This window comes from Niveispirillum cyanobacteriorum (assembly GCF_002868735.1).
Classification (GTDB): domain Bacteria; phylum Pseudomonadota; class Alphaproteobacteria; order Azospirillales; family Azospirillaceae; genus Niveispirillum; species Niveispirillum cyanobacteriorum.
In genome coordinates this window covers 196,528-217,207 of the sequence record NZ_CP025614.1, presented here as the reverse complement: position 1 = coordinate 217,207, position 20,680 = coordinate 196,528, and the positions used below count along the sequence as shown (strand labels likewise).

The window sequence follows — 20,680 nt, the reverse complement described above, 5'->3', positions numbered from 1 at the left end:
TAGGTGCCAGCCGTAATCCGCGGAAACCCCGACACCGTCGCTCCGCGGATTACGCTGACGCTAATCCGCGCTACGATTGGTCTACGCTTGTCACTCAATCCACGTCCTGGAACACATAATCCAGGAAATCCGGCCATTCACGCTTATGCACATGGTCGGCCAGGGTGCCCAGGATGTCGGCAGCGTGCGCATAGAATTCCCGCATCAGCAACAGACGCTGATACGCATCCAAGCCCAACAGAGTGGGCGACTGTCCCGGCTCCAGACAATCATTCAAGTCATTGAATTCCTTGAACCAATGCTGGTTCCACCCCACCCGTTGCTTCGGATTCCAGATGGGCACTGTGCCGGGCGCCCACAGACGAACGCGGTTGATGAATTCGTCATCCGTGCGGCTGCGCCGCCAGATGGCGTGCAGTTCATGCATGCAGAAGGGGGATTCAAGATACTTCTTGCTCAACACCACGACAATGCGTTCCCCGGCCCCAATTTTGTCCATAAAGGCGCTGATGCGGCCATCGCCGGGGCCAAGGTCGGTGCGGTCGCGTTTGATACGAATGCCGCGTTTGGCCGCTTCGGCGCAAAGTTCGTCAACCGGCTGTTCCAGGTCGGGGTTCGCGGCGTCCTTCCAGGCGTAGGACACGTACCATTCCCGCACCGGCACGGGGTCCGGCCCGGTTCTCAGGGCGGGCGGCGTCTCCGCTTCTGCCATCTCCATCACCCGCCGGGGTTTCTCCTCCGCCGCACGCTCCCCGCGCAGGCCGACCAGGGCCGCCGCGCGCTCCACAATCTCCTGCAACCGCGACAACAGGCCCAGAGCATCCCCGTCCTGCGTGCGAACGGTGATGTGTCCGCTCCAGTCCCCCGTCATTTCCTGTTCAATCAGGAAGCGGCTGCGGTACCGGGTCTCATAGCCGCACAGGCCGCCGCGCCAATAGAGCGCGTCTTCCCCCGCCATACTGCCAATCCGCGACAGGATGGTGCGGATCAATCCGCCATGCAGCATGGGAAAGGTGTAAACCGCCTGCTGCGTGGGCGCACTGTCGGACCAGCGGACGGGCACCAACCCCACCACCGCATCGCGTTCGGGCAAAAGGTCGGGGGCCACATACTCGCGCAGCCATTCTCCATCCTCCCGCCATTCCCGCAACACGAAGCAAATGCCGCAGGACACCATCATGGACAGGAAAACCTTCTGCTCCTGCACGCTGTAATCCCGCCACAGCGTATCGGACAGAAGATCGCGGGTGAACCGCCCGCGTTGGCGTTGAATCCGCTTGGCCATGCCGGATTGCCGGTCGAAAATCGTGTAAATGGCGTCCAGCGCCCAGGACGGGTCCAGCACAACCTGATCCTGGAACAGGCCGGGCCGGTGGAACACTACCCCTTCGGCGTCCAGCCAGGTCAGCAAATGCTCTGGCGCGCTGACCCCGCCGATCTCCGCGCACAGGGCCCGGAAATCCGCCATGGACAGCAGGCGCGTGCCTGCCCCCCGCATCTCCTCCATCCGATCACGCACCGCCACCCGGCCCTTGCCCACGCGCGGCACGCCCATGCGGGTGGGATCGCGCAGCCAGTTGGCGGCGATCCGTATCTCCTCCACCAACCCGTCCCGCCCCGTGCCGGCCCCCACGGACAGGTACAGTTGTGGTGCTGGATAGGGCAGGGCGTCCAGCGCCGCCGCCTCCACCGGGAAGGGCCGAACCCGATCCTCCACCCGGTCGCATTTGCTCTGCGCCAGGATCACCGGGCTGTAGGCATGCGCCTGATGCCGGGCCAGCGCCAACCAGTAGGGCAGGGGATGATCCCGGAACCAGAGTTCCCCATCCCCATGCCCACCCCGGTCCTCCGTATCCGTGGCCCAGACAAGCAACAGCAGGGCAGGGCTGTTCAGGAATAGGGCATGCACACCGTGATAAAGGTCCTGTCCGCCAAAATCCCAGATGGATAGGGTCAGGGGCGGATCACCGGTCAGTGCCGCACTGCTTACCTGAATGCCATGGGTGCTGTCCCAGTTTGGGTTCAACCTGTATTCCGCGTGGGACAGCCAGTTGGCAATCTGTGTCTTGCCCGCCCCGCCATTGCCCAGAATCAGCAGCTTGATGCGCGGGTCCTGAACGGCCCCCTCGGCCAGGTCGTCCAGATGGGCGCGGACGCGGTCGAGGCAGTTGTCGCCATAGTTGCTGGACAGAACACCGGTAGCGGGCCAGCCGGGCAGAGTGACGTGGGAGAGGTGCAGGTACTCAAGTGCGGGAGAACGGATCAACCCCTCCGGCAGGTCGGTGAGGGGGCAAAACGAACAGCGCAGCAGTTGCAGTTGCGTAAGGCCAAACAACGGACCAAGATCACTGACTGAGGTTCCGGCGCAGGACAGCCGTTGTAGCTGTGTTAGACCGCTCAAGGGGCCAAGATCACTGACTGGCGTTTCAGAGCAGTCAAGCTGCCGCAGTTGCGATAACCTGTTCAAGGGGTCGAGGTCACTGACAAGTGTGAAAGAGCAGTCCAGCACTTGCAACTGCGTCAAACCACGCAAAGGGTCAAGATCACTGACTGGTGTTTCAGAGCAGTCAATCGCTTGCAACTGCGTCAAACCACGCAAGGGGCCAAGATCACCGACTGACGTCTCAGAGCAGTCAAGCTGTTGCAGCTCCGTCAAACTGCGCAAGGGGCCAAGATCACTGATTGACGTTCGGGAGAAGTCGAACTTTTGCAGCTGCGGTAAAGTTTCCACAAAGTTTAAATCTTCCAAATCGCAGCCCCGGACGTCCAGCTGCCGCAGTTCGGGGAAAGCGTGAAGACGGCTTTCTCCATTCGTAATTCGAGCGGACCCTTTGCCAACAAACATACGCCCCAAGTACAACCCGTGCAGATGCGTCAACGCGAACATCTGGTCTGGCAATTCTTCCAGCTTCAACCCGCGTAGGTCCAGTTCTCCCGTCCGCTTCTCCGCCTCCCGCCGGATGCGGGCCAGGGCTTCTTCCATGTCGCTCATGCTGCTGCTACCCGATCCGTCCCGCCGCCGGCCCCACACGAATAGGCCGCAAGCAGACTACCCTGAACCGGCGGTTGCAGCCAGAGGGGTGCGCGTGAGGGCTGTATCAGGCGTTCCGGTTGCAACTGTATGCAACCCCAGCGGCGGCGGGCCTTCCCCCACCGCCGCCGCAACGCCCCCCGCCCCCCTTACTCCGCCGCGCGGTCCAGCACCGACACCGGCGGCACCGCCACCTTGCCCCCCTTCCGTGCCACGCGCCAATCATGCAGATGGGCGCGCAGCATCAGGGCGCAGGGTGTGACGACCAGGGTCAGCAGGGTGGCGAAGGTCAGGCCGAAGACGATGGCGTTGGCGATGGCCGTCCACCATTGCGTGGCCGGCGCATCCACCGTCACCGCCCGTTCCAGCACGTCGATATTGACGCCAAGGCAGAGCGGCAGCAGGCCCAGCACGGTGTTGAGTGCTGTCAGCAGCACGGGCCGCAACCGTTCGGCACCCGTCCGCAGAATGGCGTCATAGGCGCTGGCCTCGGTCTTGCGGTACTGATCATAGGTGTCGATCAGCACGATATTGTTCTGCACCACAATACCGGCCAGGGAGATGATGCCCAGGCCCGTCATCACGATGCTGAAGGGCTGTCCCGTGATGATCAGGCCAAGCGTCACGCCGATGGTCGACATGATGACCGAGGACAGGATCAGGAAGGCGCTGTACAGGCTGTTGAACTGGGTCACCAGGATGATGGCCATGATGACCATGCCGGCCAGGAAGGCGTTGGTCAGGAAGGTCTGGCTTTCCTTCTGCTCCTCATCCTGGCCCTTGAAATTCACATCCACGCGCGGGTCAACGGGGTTCTTGGCCAGCCAAGCCTTCAGCTCCGTCAGTTTGGTGTCGGGCAGGGTGCCGGGGGTGACGGCGGCCTTCACCCGCATCACCCGCTCCCCATCCACGCGGTCCACCTGACTGACCTTCTGTTCCGGGGTCACGGTGACGAAATTGCTGATCGGCACCGACCCGGCGGAGGTGACGACACGGACGGCATCGATCCGGTCGATGGAGCGATATTCGGTGGGATAGCGGACGACGACGTCAATTTCGTCATCCGTGTCGTCGGGGCGATAGGTGGACAGGATCAGACCGTTGGTCACCATGCGGACGGCATCACCGACCGCCGAGGTGTCCAGGCCGAACTTGGCCGCCTGGGCGCGGTCCACTGCCACCTGCCATTCGATGCCGGGCAGGGGGCGGCTATCCTCGATATCGATGACCTGACCCAGGCTTTCCATACCGCGCCGCACATGCGCGGCGGCGGCGGGCAGCAGGTCGGGGAAGCGGGAGGAGAGTTCCACCTGCAGGGCCTTGCCGGTCGGCGGGCCGCCTTCCTGCTTGCGCACCTCGATCTGAATACCGGGCAGGTCGGCGGTACGCTTGCGGATATCCTCCAGGATGGCGTCGGCCTTGCGCCGCTGCTGCCAGTCCTTGAAGTCCAGCTGGATCTGGCCGATCACGTCCAGGGCGGCATCATCGCCGCCCCCGCCGCCATTGCCGTCGCCGCTGGTGCGGGAATAGACGCTGTCAAACTCATTCAGTTGCAGGATGCGCGCTTCCACCTGCCTGACCAGGACATCGCGCTCATCAATGGACATGTTGCCGCGCGCATGGACCAGGACGGCGGCATTGTCCGGTTCCACGCTGGCGAAGAATTCCACGCCATTGCCATGGGTGGCGTACCAGGCCTGCGCCCCGATCAGCAGGCCGATGGTGGCCAGGATGACGGTGCCGGGCCGTGCCAGGGCCCAGCGCAGCAGGGCGACGTAAGGCCCCTCCAGCTTGGCCGGCGGGTCGACCGGGTCGCTTTCATCCTCGTCCGCCAGCTGGTTGGCCGGGGCATAGGGCAGCACCGGCCCATGTGCGCGGCCGAATCGGGCACCCAGCACGGGAATGAAGATCAACGCCATGGCCAGGGCTGCCATCAGGGTGGCAAACTGGCTGATGGGCAGGAACTTCATGAATTCACCCACCACGCCGGGCCACAGCAGCAGGGGTGCGAACACCGCCAGCTGTGTGGCCGTGCTGGCGATGATGGGCCAGGCCATACGGCGGGCCGCCAAGCCATAGGCGCGTTTGGGTGACATGCCGTCGGCCATCTTGCGGTCGGCATATTCGGTGACGACGATGGACCCGTCCACGACATTGCCCGCCGCCAGGATCAACCCGAACAGCACGACAATATTGATGGAATAACCCATGCCATGCAGGACCAGGATCGCCGTCAGGAACGATCCCGGCACGGCAATACCGACCAGAACAGAGGTTCGCACCCCCAGCGAGGCGACGACAATGACCATGACCAGCAGGACGGTGATGGCCAGATTATTGCCCAGGTCGTTCAACATCATCTTGATGTCGCCCGACTGATCGCCGGTATAGGAGACCACGACATTGGCGGGCCAATAGGCCTGTTCGGCGGCAACGACGGCGCGCACCCGCTCGATCGTATCGATGATGTTCTCGCCCGTGCGCTTGGACACGTCCAGCGCCACGGCGCGGTCGCCATCCAGACGGGCATAGCTTTCGGCATCCTTGAAGGTGCGGCGTATTTCCGCGATATCGCGGAACCGCACGACGGCGTCGCCCTGCACCTTCACGGGCATGTTCCAGATATCTTCCACCGTCTCAAACAGGCCCGGCACCTTCACGGCAAAGCGACCCTGACCGGTATCCAGGCTGCCGGCGGCGACCAGCCGGTTGGAACGGGAGAAAAGCTGCGCGATCTCGGTGGCGTCCAGCCCGTAGCTTTCCACCTTCACCGGATCGACGATGATCTCCACCAGCTCTTCGCGGTTGCCACGGATGGTGGCGGACAGTACGGCGTCGATGCCCTCCACCCGGTCCCGCAGCTCACGCGCCAGATGCATCAGGGTGCGTTCCGGCACATCGCCCGACAGGACGACGGAGACGACGGGGAACAGCGAGAAATTCACCTCGGAGATGCGCGGCTCTTCCACCCCGTCGGGCAGTTCGGCCCGCGCGATATCGACCTTTTCGCGCACGTCGGCCAGGGCCTGGTCGGCATCAAACCCGGCAGAGAATTCAAGCACGATGTTGCCGCCGCCCTGATAGGCGGTCGAGCGCATCTCCTTAATCCCCTCGATGGTTCGCACCTCCAGTTCCACCGGGCGCAGCAGCAGCCGTTCGCTGTCCTCCGGGCTGATGCCGGTATAGGACATGGAGACATAGATCAGGGGGATATTGATGTCGGGTGAGCTTTCCTTGGGAATGCTGACAAAGCTGACCGTGCCGGCTACCAGCAGAAAGCACAGGGTCAACATCACCGTGCGGGCATGGGCCAGCGACCAGTTGATGATCCCGTTCATGGGGCCTTCTCCATGACGGTGGTGACCTTCTGCCCATGGGTGATGAAGTCCTGGCCGACCGTGACCAGATTGATCATGTCGGGCAGACCGCCCAGCCAGACACCGCCATCGGGCGCATTACCCAGAAGCTGTACCGGGGCAAAGCGGGCCGTGCCATCGGCCTCCACCAGCTTCACGCCCACCGTGCCATTATCGGCCAAGGTCAGGATGCCGGGCGACACGCGATGCGCCTTGGTCTCCGCCACAGGCAGGTTCAGCGCAGCGGTCAGACCGTCACGGATGCGGTTGCCGGGATTGGGCACCTCCAGCTCTACGCGGAAGGTGCGGGTGTTCGGCTCCGCACTGGCCGCGACATAGGTTATGGTGCCTTCCAGCGGCGTCCCGTCCAGCAGGCGGGCGCTGCCCTTCATGCCGGGGCGCAGCTGGGTCACGTCGCGTTCGGTGGCGTTGGCGACCACACGGATCGGGTCCAGATCGACAATGGTGCCGACCGGACCATTCACCTCCATGAAGCTGCCCACCTCCGCCTCACGCGTTTCCAGAACGCCGTCGATGGGGGATTTCACCTCCAGATTGGCGACGTCGAGCGCGGCCTGACGTTGTTCAGCCTCCGCTGCCTCGAACAGGGCCTTGGTTTCGGCCAGACGGATTTGCGACTGGAAGCCCTTGGCCTGCAGGGTGCTGGCGGCTTCAAACTCGATCCGGCGCTGGGCCAGCCGGGCCGTGGCCTCGTCCAGACGTTCGCGGCGTGCCTTGGCGGCGATACGCAGCACCGGTTGACCGGCGCGCAAGGACGCCCCGCGTTCGGCCAGGATCGCCTCCACCGGCCCCGCCACCTCGGCGCGCAGGGGCACCTTGCGGAACGCTTCCGTGCGGCCGGGGATGGAAAGGGCGGCCTGCATGACCTCCGCCGTCTGCCGGCGGACCTGCACGCTGGCCTGATGGGCCGGTGCGCCTGCGGCGGCGGCCTTGGCCGGTGCCTGTTCCGGGGCCTTGCGCCCCCCAAAGACCACACCTGACAGGACCCACAGCACGGACACAGCCAAGATGACGGTCGCGATGATCACGGACCGACGATTCATTCCCAACCCCCCAATAGACCTACAGGCGCGCCAAACCCCCTGTTTGGTGCGCCGCAATATGGCGTGCGCATTAACCAATGCAAGCCATGGTGAGGAGGTAAGCCCATCACCACCCCGCCGCCGTGCGCGCCGTCACAGTTGGGTGAATCTTGTTCACGTACCTGGAGGTGGTTTTTGGGGAACTGGTTCACTCCGTTAAAAGTTCTAAAAACCCGCGTACCGGGAGAGCCAGATCGGAAACCCCGGTCTAGGATCAGGGTGAGCGGCAATGACCGTTCGCCATCCATACCGCTTTCCCCCTCCCATCAGGCCGGCGCCGTCCTGACATGCCGTTGACGCGCCCTGGCAGTAAGGAACGACCCCATGTCCATCGTCGCGACCCCGACCCCCGGCCCGCTGCTGCTGTCGCCCGCTGATCACACGCTGATCATGATCGACTTTCAGTCACAGATGGCCTTTGCCACCAAGTCCATCGACGCGGTGCAGTTGCGCAACAATGCCGCCCTGGTGGCCCATGCGGCCAAGGGCTTTGGCGTCTCCACCATCCTGACGACGGTGGCGGAGAAGAGCTTTTCCGGCCCGATGTTCAATGAGATCACCGACGCTTTCCCGGGTGAGAAGCTGTTGGACCGCACCTCCATGAACACGTGGGAGGATGCGGGCGTGATCGAGGTGGTGAACAAGATCGGCAAGGATCGTCTTGTGTTCTGCGGTCTGTGGACGTCGGTCTGCATCGTCGGCCCCACCCTGTCGGCGCTGGCCCAGGGTTATGAGGTCTATGTCATCGCCGATGCCTGTGGCGATGTGTCGGACGAGGCGCATGAACGCGCCATGGAACGCATGATCCAGGCCGGCGTGCGTCCGATGACCTCACTTCAGTACATGCTGGAATTGCAGCGCGACTGGGCGCGGGGTGAGACCTATGACCTGACCACCGGCATCGCCAAGAAGTTCGGCGGGGCCTATGGCCTGGGCATCATCTATGCCAAGACCATGTTCGGGGCGTCCGAGGGGCATTAATAGTTTCCCTCAGGCGCCGGGCGTCGCCTCCGGCGGCTTAGGCTTACGCGGGCACGTGCCCGCGGGCGCTCAACGCGCCAGCCAACCTGCGATGAAGTTCTCATCGCAGGTTGGCATTGGGGACATTCCATTGAGGTCCTTTCCACCTGACATCGTTCCGGGAGCCATCCCATGAAGCCCTATCTCCTGTCGCTGGGGGCTGGCCTGCTGGTCGGCGTCATCTACAGCCTGCTGAATGTGCGCTCCCCGGCACCGCCGACCATTGCGCTGATCGGGCTTCTGGGCATCCTGTTGGGGGAACAGATCGTGCCGCTGGCCAAACGCCTGTATGCGGGTGAGGCGGTGACCGCCTATCTGCGCGAGGATTGCGCCAAGCATGTGATGGGCCGCCTGCCGGGCGATGAAAGCCGCAAGACATGACCGGGCCAGACCGCCGCACCACACTGGCCGGGGCCGCGTCCCTGCTGATGACACCTTTTCTGGCCGATCCGGGGAAAGCCGCCATGCCGCCCAAAGACCTGATCCTGACCAACGCCAAGGTCACCACCCTGGATCGCAGTAATCCGCAGGCCCAGGCCGTCGCCATCCGCGACGGGCGTATCCTGGCGGTGGGAACGGAAGCCGAGGTGCGGGCAGCATCCGGCCCCGATGCAACCCTGATCGATGCCAAGGGTCGGCGTGTCATCCCCGGCCTGATCGACAGCCATATGCACATCATCCGCGGCGGCCTGAATTACAATATGGAGCTGCGCTGGGACGGGGTGCCGACGCTGGCCGACGCCATGGCCATGCTGAAGAAACAGGCCGAGGTGACGCCGCCCCCGCAATGGGTGCGCATCGTCGGCGGCTTCACCGAACATCAGTTCTCGGAAAAGCGCCTGCCGACCCTCGACGAGATCAACCAGGCGGCCCCCGACACGCCGGTCTTCATCCTGCATCTCTATGACCGCGCCCTGTTGAACCGGGCCGCCCTGCGCGCCGTCGGCTATACGCGCGACACGCCCAACCCGCCGGGGGGCGAAATCCAGCGCGACCAGGATGGGGAACCGACGGGCCTGCTGCTGGCCAAGCCCAACGCCACCATCCTCTATGCGACGCTGGCCAAGGGGCCGAAGCTGCCGCCGGAATACCAGTTGAATTCCACCCGCCATTTCATGCGGGAGATGAACCGGCTGGGCGTCACCGGCGTCATCGATGCCGGCGGCGGGTTTCAGAATTATCCCGACGATTACGCCATCATCGAGAAGCTGCATGGCGATGGCGAGCTGACACTGCGCATCTCCTACAACCTGTTCACGCAGAAGCCCAAGCAGGAGCTGGCCGACTTTTCCGGTTGGGCCAAACAGGTGACGCCGGGGCAGGGAGACGATACCTACCGCCATAATGGCGCTGGCGAGATGCTGGTCTATTCCGCCGCCGATTTTGAGGATTTCCGGGTGGAGCGGCCGGAGATGCCGCCCAACATGGAAAGCGACCTGGAACCCGTGGTCCGCCTGCTGGTGGAGAACCGCTGGCCCTGGCGGCTGCACGCCACCTATAACGAGACGATCACCCGCGCGCTGGACGTGTTTGAGAAGGTGAACCGGGACGTGCCCTTTGACGGGCTGCACTGGTTCTTCGACCATGCCGAAACCATCGACCAGCGCAATATCGACCGGATCGCGGCGCTCGGTGGCGGCATCGCGGTACAGCACCGCATGGCCTATCAGGGCGAATATTTCGTCGAACGCTATGGTGCCAAGGCGGCGGAGGCCACACCGCCCATCGCGAAGATGATGGCGGCGGGTATCCCCGTGGGGGCCGGCACTGATGCCACGCGGGTCGCCAGCTACAATCCCTGGGTGTCGCTGTCCTGGCTGGTGACGGGCCGGACGGTGGGCGGCACCAGCCTGTATCCGCCGGGCAACCGGCTGGACCGGGAGACGGCCCTGCGCCTGTGGACGGAGGCCAATACGTGGTTCTCCAACGAACAGGGCAAGAAGGGGCAGGTGAAGGCGGGGCAGTTGGCCGACCTGATCGTCCTGTCGGATGATTATTTCAGCGTGGCCGAGGCTGAGATCCCGCACATTACCTCCGTCCTGACCCTGCTGGGCGGCAAGGTTGTGTATGGATCGGGTGATTACCGCGATCTGGCCCCCGACCTGCCCAAACCCATGCCCGACTGGTCGCCCGTGCGCACCTTCGGCGGCTATTGGCGGCCGGCGCGGGACAAGGATGGCAAACTCTTGAAGATGGGGTCGCTCTGCGGTTGCGCCTCCTCCTGCGCCGTCCATGGCCATGACCATGCCGCCGCCTATGCCAGCCCGGCCCCCGCCGCCGACGAGGCCGGGTTCTGGGGGGCGTTCGGCTGTGGCTGCTGGGCGGTGTGAGATGCGCGATACCCCCGCCCCCATCGCCACCCTGCTGGAAAGTCCCGCGCTGAACATCGGGGCCCGTGTCCTGCTGACCCTGCCCTTCTGGAGCAGCGGTATTGCCAAGCTGCTGGATATTGACGGTGCCCTGGCGGAGGCGGCGCATTTCGGGCTGGAACCGGCCTGGCTGACGGTCATCGCCACGTTGATCGTGCAGTTGGGCGGGTCGGCGGCCCTGATCACCGGGCGGTTTGCCTGGGTCGGGGCAGGGGCGCTGGGGGTGTTCACGGTGCTGGCGACCCTGATCGCCCATCCGTTCTGGACCGTGGCCGATCCCGTGGCGCGCTTTCATGAGCGCAACACTTTTCTGGAACATGGCGGGCTGGTCGGCGGGTTGATCCTGGCCGCCATCCTGACCCATCGCAAAGGCCGGAACTGATGGCAGCGTCCGACAGCCCAAGCCAAAGCCCGACACAAAGTCCTTTGGCGCTGCCCCTGTTCCGGGCGCTGTGGATTGCCACCATCGTGTCGAATGTCGGCACCTGGATGCATGATGCCGGGGCCGGCTGGCTGATGACCAGCCTGTCGGACGCCCCCATCATGGTGGCCCTGGTGCAGGCGGCCACCACCTTGCCCATGTTCCTGTTTGCCCTGCCCGGCGGAGCGCTGGCCGATATTGTGGACCGCCGCCGGCTGCTGATCCTGGCGCAGGCCTGGGCCTTGATCTGTGCCGGGCTTTTGGCCGTCGCCACCTTTCAGGGGCTGACGGGGCCTTATCTGCTGCTGGGCCTGACCTTTGCGCTTTCCACCGGTGCCGCCCTGTCGGCTCCCGCTTTTCAGGCCATCGTGCCGGAACTGGTGCCCAAGGCATCGCTGCCGGCGGCTATATCGCTGAACAGCCTGGGTATCAATATCTCCCGCGCCATCGGCCCGGCCCTGGGCGGCTTTATCATCGCGGCGGCGGGGCCGGCGGCGGTGTTCGCGCTCAACGCCCTGTCGGTGCTGGGCGTCTGGCTGGTCCTGTTCGCCTGGAAGCGGGAGGCACGGCAGGCCACCCTGCCGGCGGAGCATTTTACGGGCGCCCTGCGCGCCGGTGCCCGCTATGTCCGCCATTCGCCGGCCCTGCGCACGGTCCTGGTCCGGTCGGTCGGGTTCTTCCTGTTTGCCAGCGCGCTTTGGGCCTTTGTGCCGATCATCGCGCGGCGTGAACTGGGCCTGGGGGCGGCTGAATATGGGGCCTTGCTGGGCAGCATGGGGGCAGGGGCCATCGCCGGTGCCATCCTGCTGCCGCATGCCCGCAAGCTGCTGTCGGCCAACGGTCTGACCATGGCGGCCACCCTGCTGTTCGCCGGGGTCAGCGCGGCCCTGGCCTTTGCCCATAACTTTGTACAGGCGGCATCCTGCATGGCGCTGGCCGGCATGGCCTGGATCACCATGCTGTCAGGCTTCAACGTGGCGGCCCAGATGGCAGCACCCAGCTGGGTCAAGGCCCGCGCGCTCGCCATCAATCTTCTGGTTTTCCAGGGATCGATGGCGGCGGGCAGTGCCGGCTGGGGCTGGGCGGCGGGGCATCTGGGCATCCCCGATACCTTGCTGATCGCCGCATCCTGCATGGTGCTGGCCCTGGGTCTGGCTTGGCACTGGCCGATCAAGGGCGACATGGCGGGCAATATCGCGCCCTCATCGCACTGGCCCTCCCCCATCGTGGCGGTGGACAGCCCCATCGACCGGGGTCCGGTGATGATTACGGTCGAATATCAGATCGACCCCGCCCGCAAGGCCGACTTCACCCGCGCCATGCGCACCCTGCGCCGTATCCGCCACCGCGACGGGGCCATCAGCTGGGCGCTTTATGAGGATGCCGCCGAGCCGGGGCGCATGGTCGAAAGCTTCGTCCTGGAAAGCTGGCTGGAACATCTGCGCCAGCATGAACGCGTCACCCATGCCGACCGCGAGGACCAGGAGGTGGTGCGTGGCTTCCATATCGGAGACGATCCGCCCCTTGTCCGGCACCTGATCGCGCCCTGAGTCACGGCCTGGGGGCAGGGGCCAGCGACAGCAGCCGAACGGGGTGGATGTCGTAGAGATTATCCTGCCAGCCGCGCACAGTGGGGGCGACCATGTGCGCGGAACTGCCCTGGACCAGGGGGATGAAGCGGCGGCTTTCCAGGATATCGCGTTCGGCGGCCCGCAATTGCGCCTGCTGCCCCGCCGCGTCCGTCGCGGTCAGGGTGAAAGCCGGTGGCAGGAACGGGGACAGCATCTGCGCGGGGGAATAACCGATCCAGCTATTGAACAGAAAGCCGGAAAAATCCCGCTGCGCCAGCCGGGCGCTGACCATGCGGGATTCGATGCCGACCAGATCGGTTTCCACGCCCAGGGTCTGTTTCCACTGCGCCGCGATGGCCACCATCCGCTGCCGCAGCGCCTCTGTTCCTGCAAAAACGATCTCTACCCGCGGTGGCGGTCGGTCGGGGCCGAAGCCGGCGCGCGCCAGGGCGGCGCGGGCAGCATCACGCCGGGCAACACCTGTCAGCGGGGCCATGGCCGCGTCGGCCTGGGGCCAGAGTGTGGCCGGCACCAGACCATAGGCGGGGACGCTGCGTCCCTGGCTGGTAGCGGTCAGCTGTTCCCGGTCCAGCGCCAGATCAAGGGCTTCCAGAAAGGTGGGATTGTCGCGCCAGGCGGGACCGTCCGGGTTGACGGCCAGGGCCGACAGGGCGGTCCAGGGATGCAGGCGCAGGGCGTCGGGCCGTTCCTTGCGGGCCCATTCCAGCATGGGGGCCGGCACGGCGCTGGTAATGTGCAGATCGCCCGCGCGGAACAGGTTCAATTCCAGTTCCGGCCGTTCCGCCACGCGCATTTCCACCTGCGCCACGGCCACGCCCTCCCGCCCGTGCCAGCTGTCGGCCCGTTCAAGCCGGTAATGGTCTTGCAAGCGATGTCCCGTCAGCCGGTAAGGCCCGTTGCACATCAGGTTGGTGGCATTGGCGAAATCGGCCCCCCTTGCATCCAGGGTCGGGCCATGGACGGGCAGGGTGATACGGTGCGCCAGGATCGTGTCGAAATCGGCAATAGGCCGCTCCAGCCGCACCACCAGGGTGTTGGCATCCGCCGCCTGAATGCCCAGCCGGTCGGGCGGCAGGCGACTGCGCCTGATATCGGCGGCATGTTCCACCCCATCCAGAAGGTCGGCAATGCCCGACGCCGTGGCGGGATCGACGGCCCGGCGCCAGCCGCGCACGAAATCCGCCGCCGTGACGGCATCGCCATTCCACCATTTCGCATCGGTGCGCAGGTGAAAGACCAGGGTCAGCCCATCCGCCGACCGGTCCATCCGGTCGGCCACCCCCGGCACGGTTCGCCCCGCCCCGTCACGGGTCAACAGTCCCTCGCACAGGTCCAGCAGCAGGCGGGCCGTACCGATGGAGACGCCGCGATGCGGGTCCAGCGTTTCCGGTTCCGGCCCAATGCCGATGCGCAGCGGCTCGGTGGCGGGTGCTGCACCGGTCAGCAGCAATCCTGCGCAAAGGAGGGCGGTCAGGCGCATGTTATTCTGCCCGTGCCGTGCCCGCGCGGACCAGCGGGTTCAGGGTGAAACTGTCGCCCACGCGGTCCAGCATGGATTTGTCGAACAGCCGGGCCAGCCCGGCTTCCGGCGCATCGGTGCGCGCATGGGCCAGCGCGCAGGATGCCTCCTCCTGCGTGAAGCCGCCGGGCAGGGTGGACAGCACGGTCAGCGCCTGACGTTCGGCATCGGTCAGCAGGCCCAGGGCCCAGCCCATGGCGGCGCTCACGCTGCGGTGGCGGGCCGGGCCGGGGCGGCGCATGAAGGGCAGGGCGCGCATCGGGTCGCGGCTGGCCTCCGCCGTGGCCTTCAAGCCCAGAAGGCTGGCGGCACGGGCGGCGATTTCCACGCCCAGCGGCACGCCGCCCAGATGGCGGCAAATGCTGGCAATGGCCGGACTGTTTTCAGCATTGGGCGTAATCTCCATCCCGGCGGCATTGGCGGCGGTCAGGAACAGGCTGGCGGCGGGGCTGTCCGCGCCATCGCCCGGCAGGGCCAGCGGCGACAGGCGCACGCACCAGGGCCGCAACCGGCGATGGCCGATATGGGACGTGACCAGCACGGCCAGCCCGTCATGATCCTCCACCAGCCGCCGGATCAGGTCCAATGCCCCACCACTGACCAGTTCAGCCCCGTCCAGCAGCAACAGGCATTGCCGCCCCGCAAGCGACGCGATCCCCCCTTCCAGCCCCAGGGCGGCGGCGATACGCGCAGCCAGCCCCCCGGCATCGGAAAGCATCACGCCCGTCAGTGGAACCAGCCAGCGCCCATCATGGTAGTCCGCCTCCATGGCCTGGGCAACGGCACAGGCCAGACGGGATTTGCCGGTACCCGACAGGCCCGTGATAACCAGCAGCCGGTCCCGGCGCAGCCGCTTTACGGCATTCGCCAGCTCTACCTCCCGCCCCGACAAGGGCAGCAGGGCATGCGGGATATTGCCGATTGATGCCGGGACCGGCACGGCCAGCCGATAGCCACGGCCATGAACGGTAAGGATGACGGAGCCGTCCGTATCGCCGATTGCGGCACGCAGGCCCGATATCTGCACCGCGACATTGGCCGGATCGACAATCTGTCCCGGCCAGACCCGGTCCAGCAACTGTGCCGCCGTCACTTCCTGCCCCGGCTGTTCGGCCAGCGCCGTCAGCAAGGCCAGCGCCCGGCGGCCTAATGGGACGGCTGCCCCGCTGCGGCTCATCAACCGCCCCTGCATCCGGTCAAACCGATAGGCACCCACCGCCATTTCCAGCGGGGCTGCACCGGGGCCGGCAAGGGGTGGGGTCGATGACATCGGGTCTGTCGCTTTCGCAAAGGCCCCGCCCGAGGGACGGAAAATGCCGCAGCGCGGCAAAGGGTAGTTAACCCCGGTTTCGTCCGGGAAGACAAGGGGCAGGAAGGGCAGATAAGAAAGACGTAGGTCAGGTCGAGCCGGAGGCGAGCCCTGACAGCATTGGATTGAAAGCCTTTCTGTCAGGGCTCGGCGCTTGCCGCCCCTCGACCTGACCTACGCCTACGCCATCAATGATCCCTCACCCCTTGGCAAAGGCCAGCAGGTCAGCGCTCAGGCGGTCCTTGTGGGTGTCGGTCACGCCGTGCGGGCCGCCTTCATAGACTTTCAGTTCGGCATGCGGCACCAGACGGGCCACGGCGCGGCCGGCGGCGTCGATGGGCACCACCTGATCGGCGTCACCATGGATGACCAGGGTGCGCAGGCCCGTGAAATGCTTCAGGTCTTCGGTGAAGTCGGTTTCGGAGAAGGCCTTGATGCAGTCAAAGGTGGCCTTGTGGCTGGCCATCATGCCCTGCATCCAGAAACTGTCGATCATGCCCTGCGACGGCTTGGCACCGGGCAGGTTAAAGCCGAAGAACGGGCCGGACGCGATGTCCTTATACAGTTGCGACCGGTCGGCCAGGCTGGCGGCGCGGATGCCGTCGAACACCTCCATGGGCAGACCGCCGGGATTGGCCTCGGTCTTCAGCATCTGCGGCGGGACGGCCCCCACCAGAACGATGCCGGCCACCCGCGCCTTGCCATGGCGGGCAACATAGCGTGTCACCTCGCCCCCGCCCGTGGAAAAGCCGACAAGGATGGCGTCCTTCAGGTCCAGCGCCTCCATCAACTGCGCCAGATCGTCTGCATAGGTGTCCATGTCATGGCCGTGCCAGGGCTGGCTGGACCGGCCATGGCCGCGCCGGTCATGGGCGATGGCGCGGAAGCCGTTGCTGGCCAGATGCAGCATCTGGTTCTCCCAACTGTCGGCATTCAGGGGCCAGCCATGGCTGAACACGACAGGACGCCCCGCCCCCCAATCCTTGTAATAGATCTGCGTGCCATCATCGGTGATGATCGTGCCCATGGGATGTCTCCGGTTCTGTGCTGGATGCGGTGCCGTCCCTGGCCCTGCCGGGATGGGTCAGCCACGAAAGTATTCCGGTGGAAACCCGCTTTGGCGTGTTAAAAGACCTAAAATCTGCTTTTGCTTCTACGCTGCACCCCTATTTATTTCAGATTATTGACGAAATCGATTGGACCATGCCCGCAACTCTTCCAGTTTCCTTTAGCCTTGATCTTCTTCACCGCCGCCTGCTGCGCGGCGGAGAGCTTGTGCCCCTGGGTGACCGGGCCTTCGATCTGCTGGCCGTCCTGGCGGCGGCGGGGGGAGAGGCGGTGGCCGCCGACACCCTGATGGCGCAGGTCTGGCCGGGCGTGACGGTAACGCCAGGCAATTTGCGGGTACAGGTGCGCGCCCTGCGCCGCGCCCTGGGTGATGCTGCCGTTCAGAATGTCCCCGGCGTCGGTTACCGGCTGGCCCTGTCCCTGACGGGGGCGGAGACGGGCGCAGACGCGCTGCTTGCCGATACGCTGCTGGGGCGCGAGGCGGAGCTGGAGCGGCTGCGCCTGCTGCTGTCGCGGTCGCGGTTGGTCACCATCGTGGGGCCGGGCGGGGTGGGCAAGACCAGTCTGGCCCTGGCCGGCAGCCAGCAGATGCAGGCGCTGCGGGCGGTGCATGTGGAACTGGCCCCGGTTGCCCAGGCCGACCTTCTGCCCGTTGTGACGGCGGCGTCCATGTCGCTGCGCCTGACGGGGCCGGATGTGAAGGGTGCCGTGCTGCGCGCCCTTGCGGAACGGCCCACCCTGCTGCTGCTGGACAATGCCGAACATCTGCTGGACGAGGTGGCGGGCTTTGCCGAGGAACTGCTGGGCCAGTGCCCGAACCTGCACATCCTGCTGACCAGCCGGGAACCGCTGGGGCTGACGGGGGAACAGCTGCTGCATCTCTGTCCCCTGGAATGCCCGCCAGAGGGGGAGGAGAAGGCCGTGGCGATCCGCACCTATCCGGCGGTGCGTCTGGTCCTGCGGGAGCATGGGCGGGCCGGATGGCCCCCGCCGCCCGATGGCCAGATGCCGGCGCTCGCCCGGCTGTGCCGGCACCTGGACGGGTTGCCGCTGGCCCTGCTGCTGCTGGCCGCCTGGATGCGCGATTGCCCGGTGACAGAGGTGGAGCGGGTGTTGTCCGGTCGGTTCCAGGACCTGCCCCTGCCGGCGGGGGCAGGGTCGCGCCATGACAATCTGCACCATATGCTGCGCTGGAGCGTGGAGGCGTTGAGCGCCGAGGAGTGCCTGCTGCTGGGCCGGCTGACGGTCTTTGCCGGTTCCTGGCCGGTGGAGGCGGCGGCGGCGGTCTGTGGCGCTGCCCCGCTCACCCCGGCATCGGTGCCGGGGCTGGTGGCAGGGCTGGTGGCGCGGTCGCTGGTGGCCGGACCCATCCAGACGCGGCAGAAAGGGTTGCGCCTGCTGGAAACCATCCGCGACCATGTCATTGCCCGCGATCCGGGTCTGGTGGCGCGCGAGGGGCTGCGGCCCCTGCTGTGCCGCTGGCTGTCGGCGCATCTGCGTCAGCATATGCAGGTAGTCTGGCTCAGCGGTTTTAACGCGCCGGGTCTGAATGCCGATGTCGCCGATATTCGCGCCATGTTGAACTGGGCGTTCAGTGGCGGGGATGTGCTGGCGGGACAGGAACTGGTGCTTGACAGTTATCGCCACTGGAACCAGTCCGGCCCATTCGCGGAGATTGCGGATTTCCTGACTCGGGCCTGGTCCTTATGCGGGCCGGACACCCCGCCGGTCATCCGCGCCATGCTGGGCCTCCTGCTGCATGGGGAGGGGGTGCCGCTGCGCCTGCCGCTGCATGCCGACCGCCCCCGTTACGCCGCCGAGGAGCTGGACAGTGCCGTCGCCGCGCTGCGGGGGGACGACGTACCGCCGGTCTGGGCCATTGACGGGCTGATGTCCGCCGGTTTCATCCGCCGCTATACCGGCGACCAGCGCGCCTGTCTGGCCCTGTGGGAGGAGGCGGTGGCGATTGCCGAGCGGTATGGGGTGGCCTCCGATATTGTCCGTCACCGCTCGCTTCTGGGCTGGCTGCGGGCGGAGTTGGGGGAGATGGAACAGGCGCGGGCCGACTTCGCCCGTGCATTGACCCAGGCCGAACACCATGGCCTTCCCCGGAACCTGACCCTGTTGCGGATGGCGGATGCGGAGTTCAACGACAACCAGATCGATCGCGCCATCGAACTGACGCAGCAGGCTCTGACCTCTGGCGAACCGATGCCGCCCACCATGCATCAGACGCTGCTGGCCAACCTTGCCTCCTATCTGCTGCTGCGGGGCCGGGTGATGGAGGCGATGCGCCACGCGCACGACGCCCTGACCATCATGATTAAGGTTGACTATACCCATGCCCAGCCCTGGGCCCTGGAACGCGGCGCATTGCTGGCGCTGACCCTCGGGCGGCAGGAGTTGGCCTTGCGGCTGGGGGTGGTCGCGCAACGGATCTTACGGGCAGGCACCATCCGCCGGGCCGCCGCTGAACGCGAAATCCATGCCCGCCTGTCCGCCGGCCTGCCGGGCCTGGACAGCGCCGCAGATGCAGGCCTGCCGGTGGGTGAGGCGCTGACGGCGCTTCGCGGGTTCTATGAGGAACTGCTGTCCGGGCCGGATGCCGCGTAAGGTCAGGTTCCCGCAAACCGGTTCAGATCAAAGGCTGACAGGTCCGGCCCCTGATCCGTCACCAGCGCTGCGATCCGCTCCCCCGTAACGGGGCCAAGCGTCAGGCCCAGATGCTGATGCCCGAAGGCGTAGAACAGGTTGGCTGCCCGATCCGACCGGCCAATGGCGGGCAGATAGTCGGGCAGGGTGGGGCGACACCCCACCCATTCACGGGCGGGCAGGGGGAAGGGCAGGCCCAGGTCGCGGATACGGCCGCGCAGCCGTTCCCACTTGGCCGGATCGGGCGGGCTGTCGGGATGGCTGAACTCCACGAAACTGGAGGCGCGCAGATAGTCGCGGAAGCGGGTGACGATCAGCGCCCGATCCTCAAACACCAGCGGCGGCAGGTCGGTGGGCCAGTGTCCGACATCGGCATGCAGATGATACCCCCGTTCGGCGATCATCGGCACCTTGTGACCGATCCCTTCCAGCAGGGGCTTTGACGCCACCCCCGCCGCCACCACCACCCCGTCTGCCGTCAGCACCCGTCCATCGCTCAGGGCTACGGCGGTCTTGCCATCGGTTACAGGCAGCCCCACGGCCCGGCCTGTCACCATCACGCCACCGCGCTCCACAAAATGCCGGCGCAGGGCGGTGAACAGCAGATCGTGCGAGGCAATATGCCCGCTGCCGGTAAAGCGGATGGCCCCCGCCGGCGCGCGGCCCAGCAGGCGTGTCAGCCACTCCCGCTCGTCTGCGTCAATCGGTCGGAACCGTGTGGTGCCGGTATCCGCCGCCTGCCAGGCCGTCAGGCCGCGTGCCGCACTGACGGGCGTATCCCAGATCACGAAATGCCCATCCTGGATCAACAGGTCGGGCTGTCCCACGCCCTGCACCAGCCGTTCCCACGCCCCCATGGCCCCGCCGATCAGCGGGGACAAGGCCGCCTTGCCCGCCCGAAACCGGTCCGGCCGCGCCGCCGCCGCCAGCCGCATGCCAAAGGGCAGCCAATGCCGCACATCGCGCAGGGGCAGGGACAGGGCGTCATCTTTGGCCAGCAGGCGTTTGGGCACGCCGCGCAGGGTGGCGGGGCTGGCCAGCGGCTCCACCTGCTCCACCGCGATATGCCCGGCATTGCCCCAGGAGGCGGCGGGCACCGACGGCGCATCATCCACGATCACCACCGACCGGCCCCGCGCCTGCAGCGCCAGCGCCACGCTGTACCCGACAATCCCGCCGCCGACCACCAGGAAGGACCGCATCCCCACACTCCCCTCTTTTCCATCTCGATATTATATAG

General features: G+C 66.0%; 13 protein-coding genes and 1 pseudogene. 6 read left to right on the top strand and 8 right to left on the bottom strand.

Annotated elements, in window-relative coordinates; all coding sequences use genetic code 11:
- Window positions 1–94 precede the first annotated feature (94 nt).
- The 4 genes and pseudogenes from C0V82_RS25965 to C0V82_RS25955 all read right to left on the bottom strand — a co-directional run bounded on the left by C0V82_RS25965 (window position 95) and on the right by C0V82_RS25955 (window position 7,451).
- Window positions 95–2,266, bottom strand: a complete 2,172-nt coding sequence (locus C0V82_RS25965) for a COR domain-containing protein (RefSeq protein WP_158660235.1) — start codon at window positions 2,264–2,266, stop codon at window positions 95–97.
- 207 nt (window positions 2,267–2,473) lie between these two features.
- Window positions 2,474–2,845: pseudogene (locus C0V82_RS28035) on the bottom strand (leucine-rich repeat domain-containing protein); the annotation flags it as partial.
- Between the two features lie 335 nt (window positions 2,846–3,180).
- Window positions 3,181–6,369 carry an efflux RND transporter permease subunit gene (locus tag C0V82_RS25960; protein ID WP_102115355.1) on the bottom strand — a complete coding sequence of 1,063 codons (3,189 nt, stop codon included), beginning with the start codon at window positions 6,367–6,369 and terminating at the stop codon, window positions 3,181–3,183.
- Window positions 6,366–7,451, bottom strand: a complete 1,086-nt coding sequence (locus C0V82_RS25955) for an efflux RND transporter periplasmic adaptor subunit (RefSeq protein WP_102115354.1) — start codon at window positions 7,449–7,451, stop codon at window positions 6,366–6,368. The genes C0V82_RS25960 and C0V82_RS25955 overlap by 4 nt, the downstream gene beginning before the upstream one ends.
- Window positions 7,452–7,820: 369 nt before the next feature.
- Between C0V82_RS25955 and C0V82_RS25950 the strand changes: the two genes are divergently transcribed.
- The 5 genes from C0V82_RS25950 to C0V82_RS25930 all read left to right on the top strand — a co-directional run bounded on the left by C0V82_RS25950 (window position 7,821) and on the right by C0V82_RS25930 (window position 12,850).
- Entirely contained in the window at window positions 7,821–8,471 is a 651-nt protein-coding gene (locus C0V82_RS25950) for a hydrolase (RefSeq protein WP_054166579.1), read from the top strand.
- 171 nt (window positions 8,472–8,642) lie between these two features.
- Window positions 8,643–8,891, top strand: coding sequence for a DUF1427 family protein (locus C0V82_RS25945; protein WP_102115352.1), 249 nt, complete (start codon window positions 8,643–8,645; stop codon window positions 8,889–8,891).
- Complete coding sequence (locus C0V82_RS25940) at window positions 8,888–10,840, top strand: amidohydrolase (protein ID WP_102115351.1); 1,953 nt, start codon at window positions 8,888–8,890, stop codon at window positions 10,838–10,840. The genes C0V82_RS25945 and C0V82_RS25940 overlap by 4 nt, the downstream gene beginning before the upstream one ends.
- A 1-nt stretch (window position 10,841) precedes the next feature.
- Window positions 10,842–11,261, top strand: coding sequence for a DoxX family protein (locus C0V82_RS25935; protein ID WP_102115350.1), 420 nt, complete (start codon window positions 10,842–10,844; stop codon window positions 11,259–11,261).
- Window positions 11,261–12,850 carry an MFS transporter gene (locus C0V82_RS25930; protein WP_102115349.1) on the top strand — a complete coding sequence of 530 codons (1,590 nt, stop codon included), beginning with the start codon at window positions 11,261–11,263 and terminating at the stop codon, window positions 12,848–12,850. The genes C0V82_RS25935 and C0V82_RS25930 overlap by 1 nt, the downstream gene beginning before the upstream one ends.
- A gap of 1 nt (window position 12,851) precedes the next feature.
- Here C0V82_RS25930 and C0V82_RS25925 read toward each other — a convergent pair whose 3' ends face one another.
- The 3 genes from C0V82_RS25925 to C0V82_RS25915 form a co-directional block, all read right to left on the bottom strand.
- Window positions 12,852–14,372: a peptide ABC transporter substrate-binding protein gene (locus C0V82_RS25925; RefSeq protein WP_102115348.1), complete on the bottom strand. Its 1,521-nt coding sequence runs from the start codon at window positions 14,370–14,372 to the stop codon at window positions 12,852–12,854.
- A gap of 1 nt (window position 14,373) precedes the next feature.
- Window positions 14,374–15,681 (bottom strand): ATP-binding protein, encoded by a 1,308-nt coding sequence (locus tag C0V82_RS25920; RefSeq protein ID WP_102115347.1) that lies wholly within the window; start codon window positions 15,679–15,681, stop codon window positions 14,374–14,376.
- A 238-nt stretch (window positions 15,682–15,919) separates the two neighbouring features.
- Window positions 15,920–16,747, bottom strand: a complete 828-nt coding sequence (locus tag C0V82_RS25915; RefSeq protein ID WP_102115346.1) for an alpha/beta fold hydrolase — start codon at window positions 16,745–16,747, stop codon at window positions 15,920–15,922.
- A gap of 248 nt (window positions 16,748–16,995) precedes the next feature.
- Between C0V82_RS25915 and C0V82_RS25910 the strand changes: the two genes are divergently transcribed.
- On the top strand, window positions 16,996–19,401 hold the full coding sequence (locus tag C0V82_RS25910; protein WP_158660234.1) for an ATP-binding protein: 2,406 nt from the start codon (window positions 16,996–16,998) through the stop codon (window positions 19,399–19,401).
- Window positions 19,402–19,403: 2 nt separating this feature from the next.
- Here C0V82_RS25910 and C0V82_RS25905 read toward each other — a convergent pair whose 3' ends face one another.
- On the bottom strand, window positions 19,404–20,642 hold the full coding sequence (locus C0V82_RS25905; protein ID WP_102115344.1) for an NAD(P)/FAD-dependent oxidoreductase: 1,239 nt from the start codon (window positions 20,640–20,642) through the stop codon (window positions 19,404–19,406).
- Window positions 20,643–20,680 lie beyond the last annotated feature (38 nt).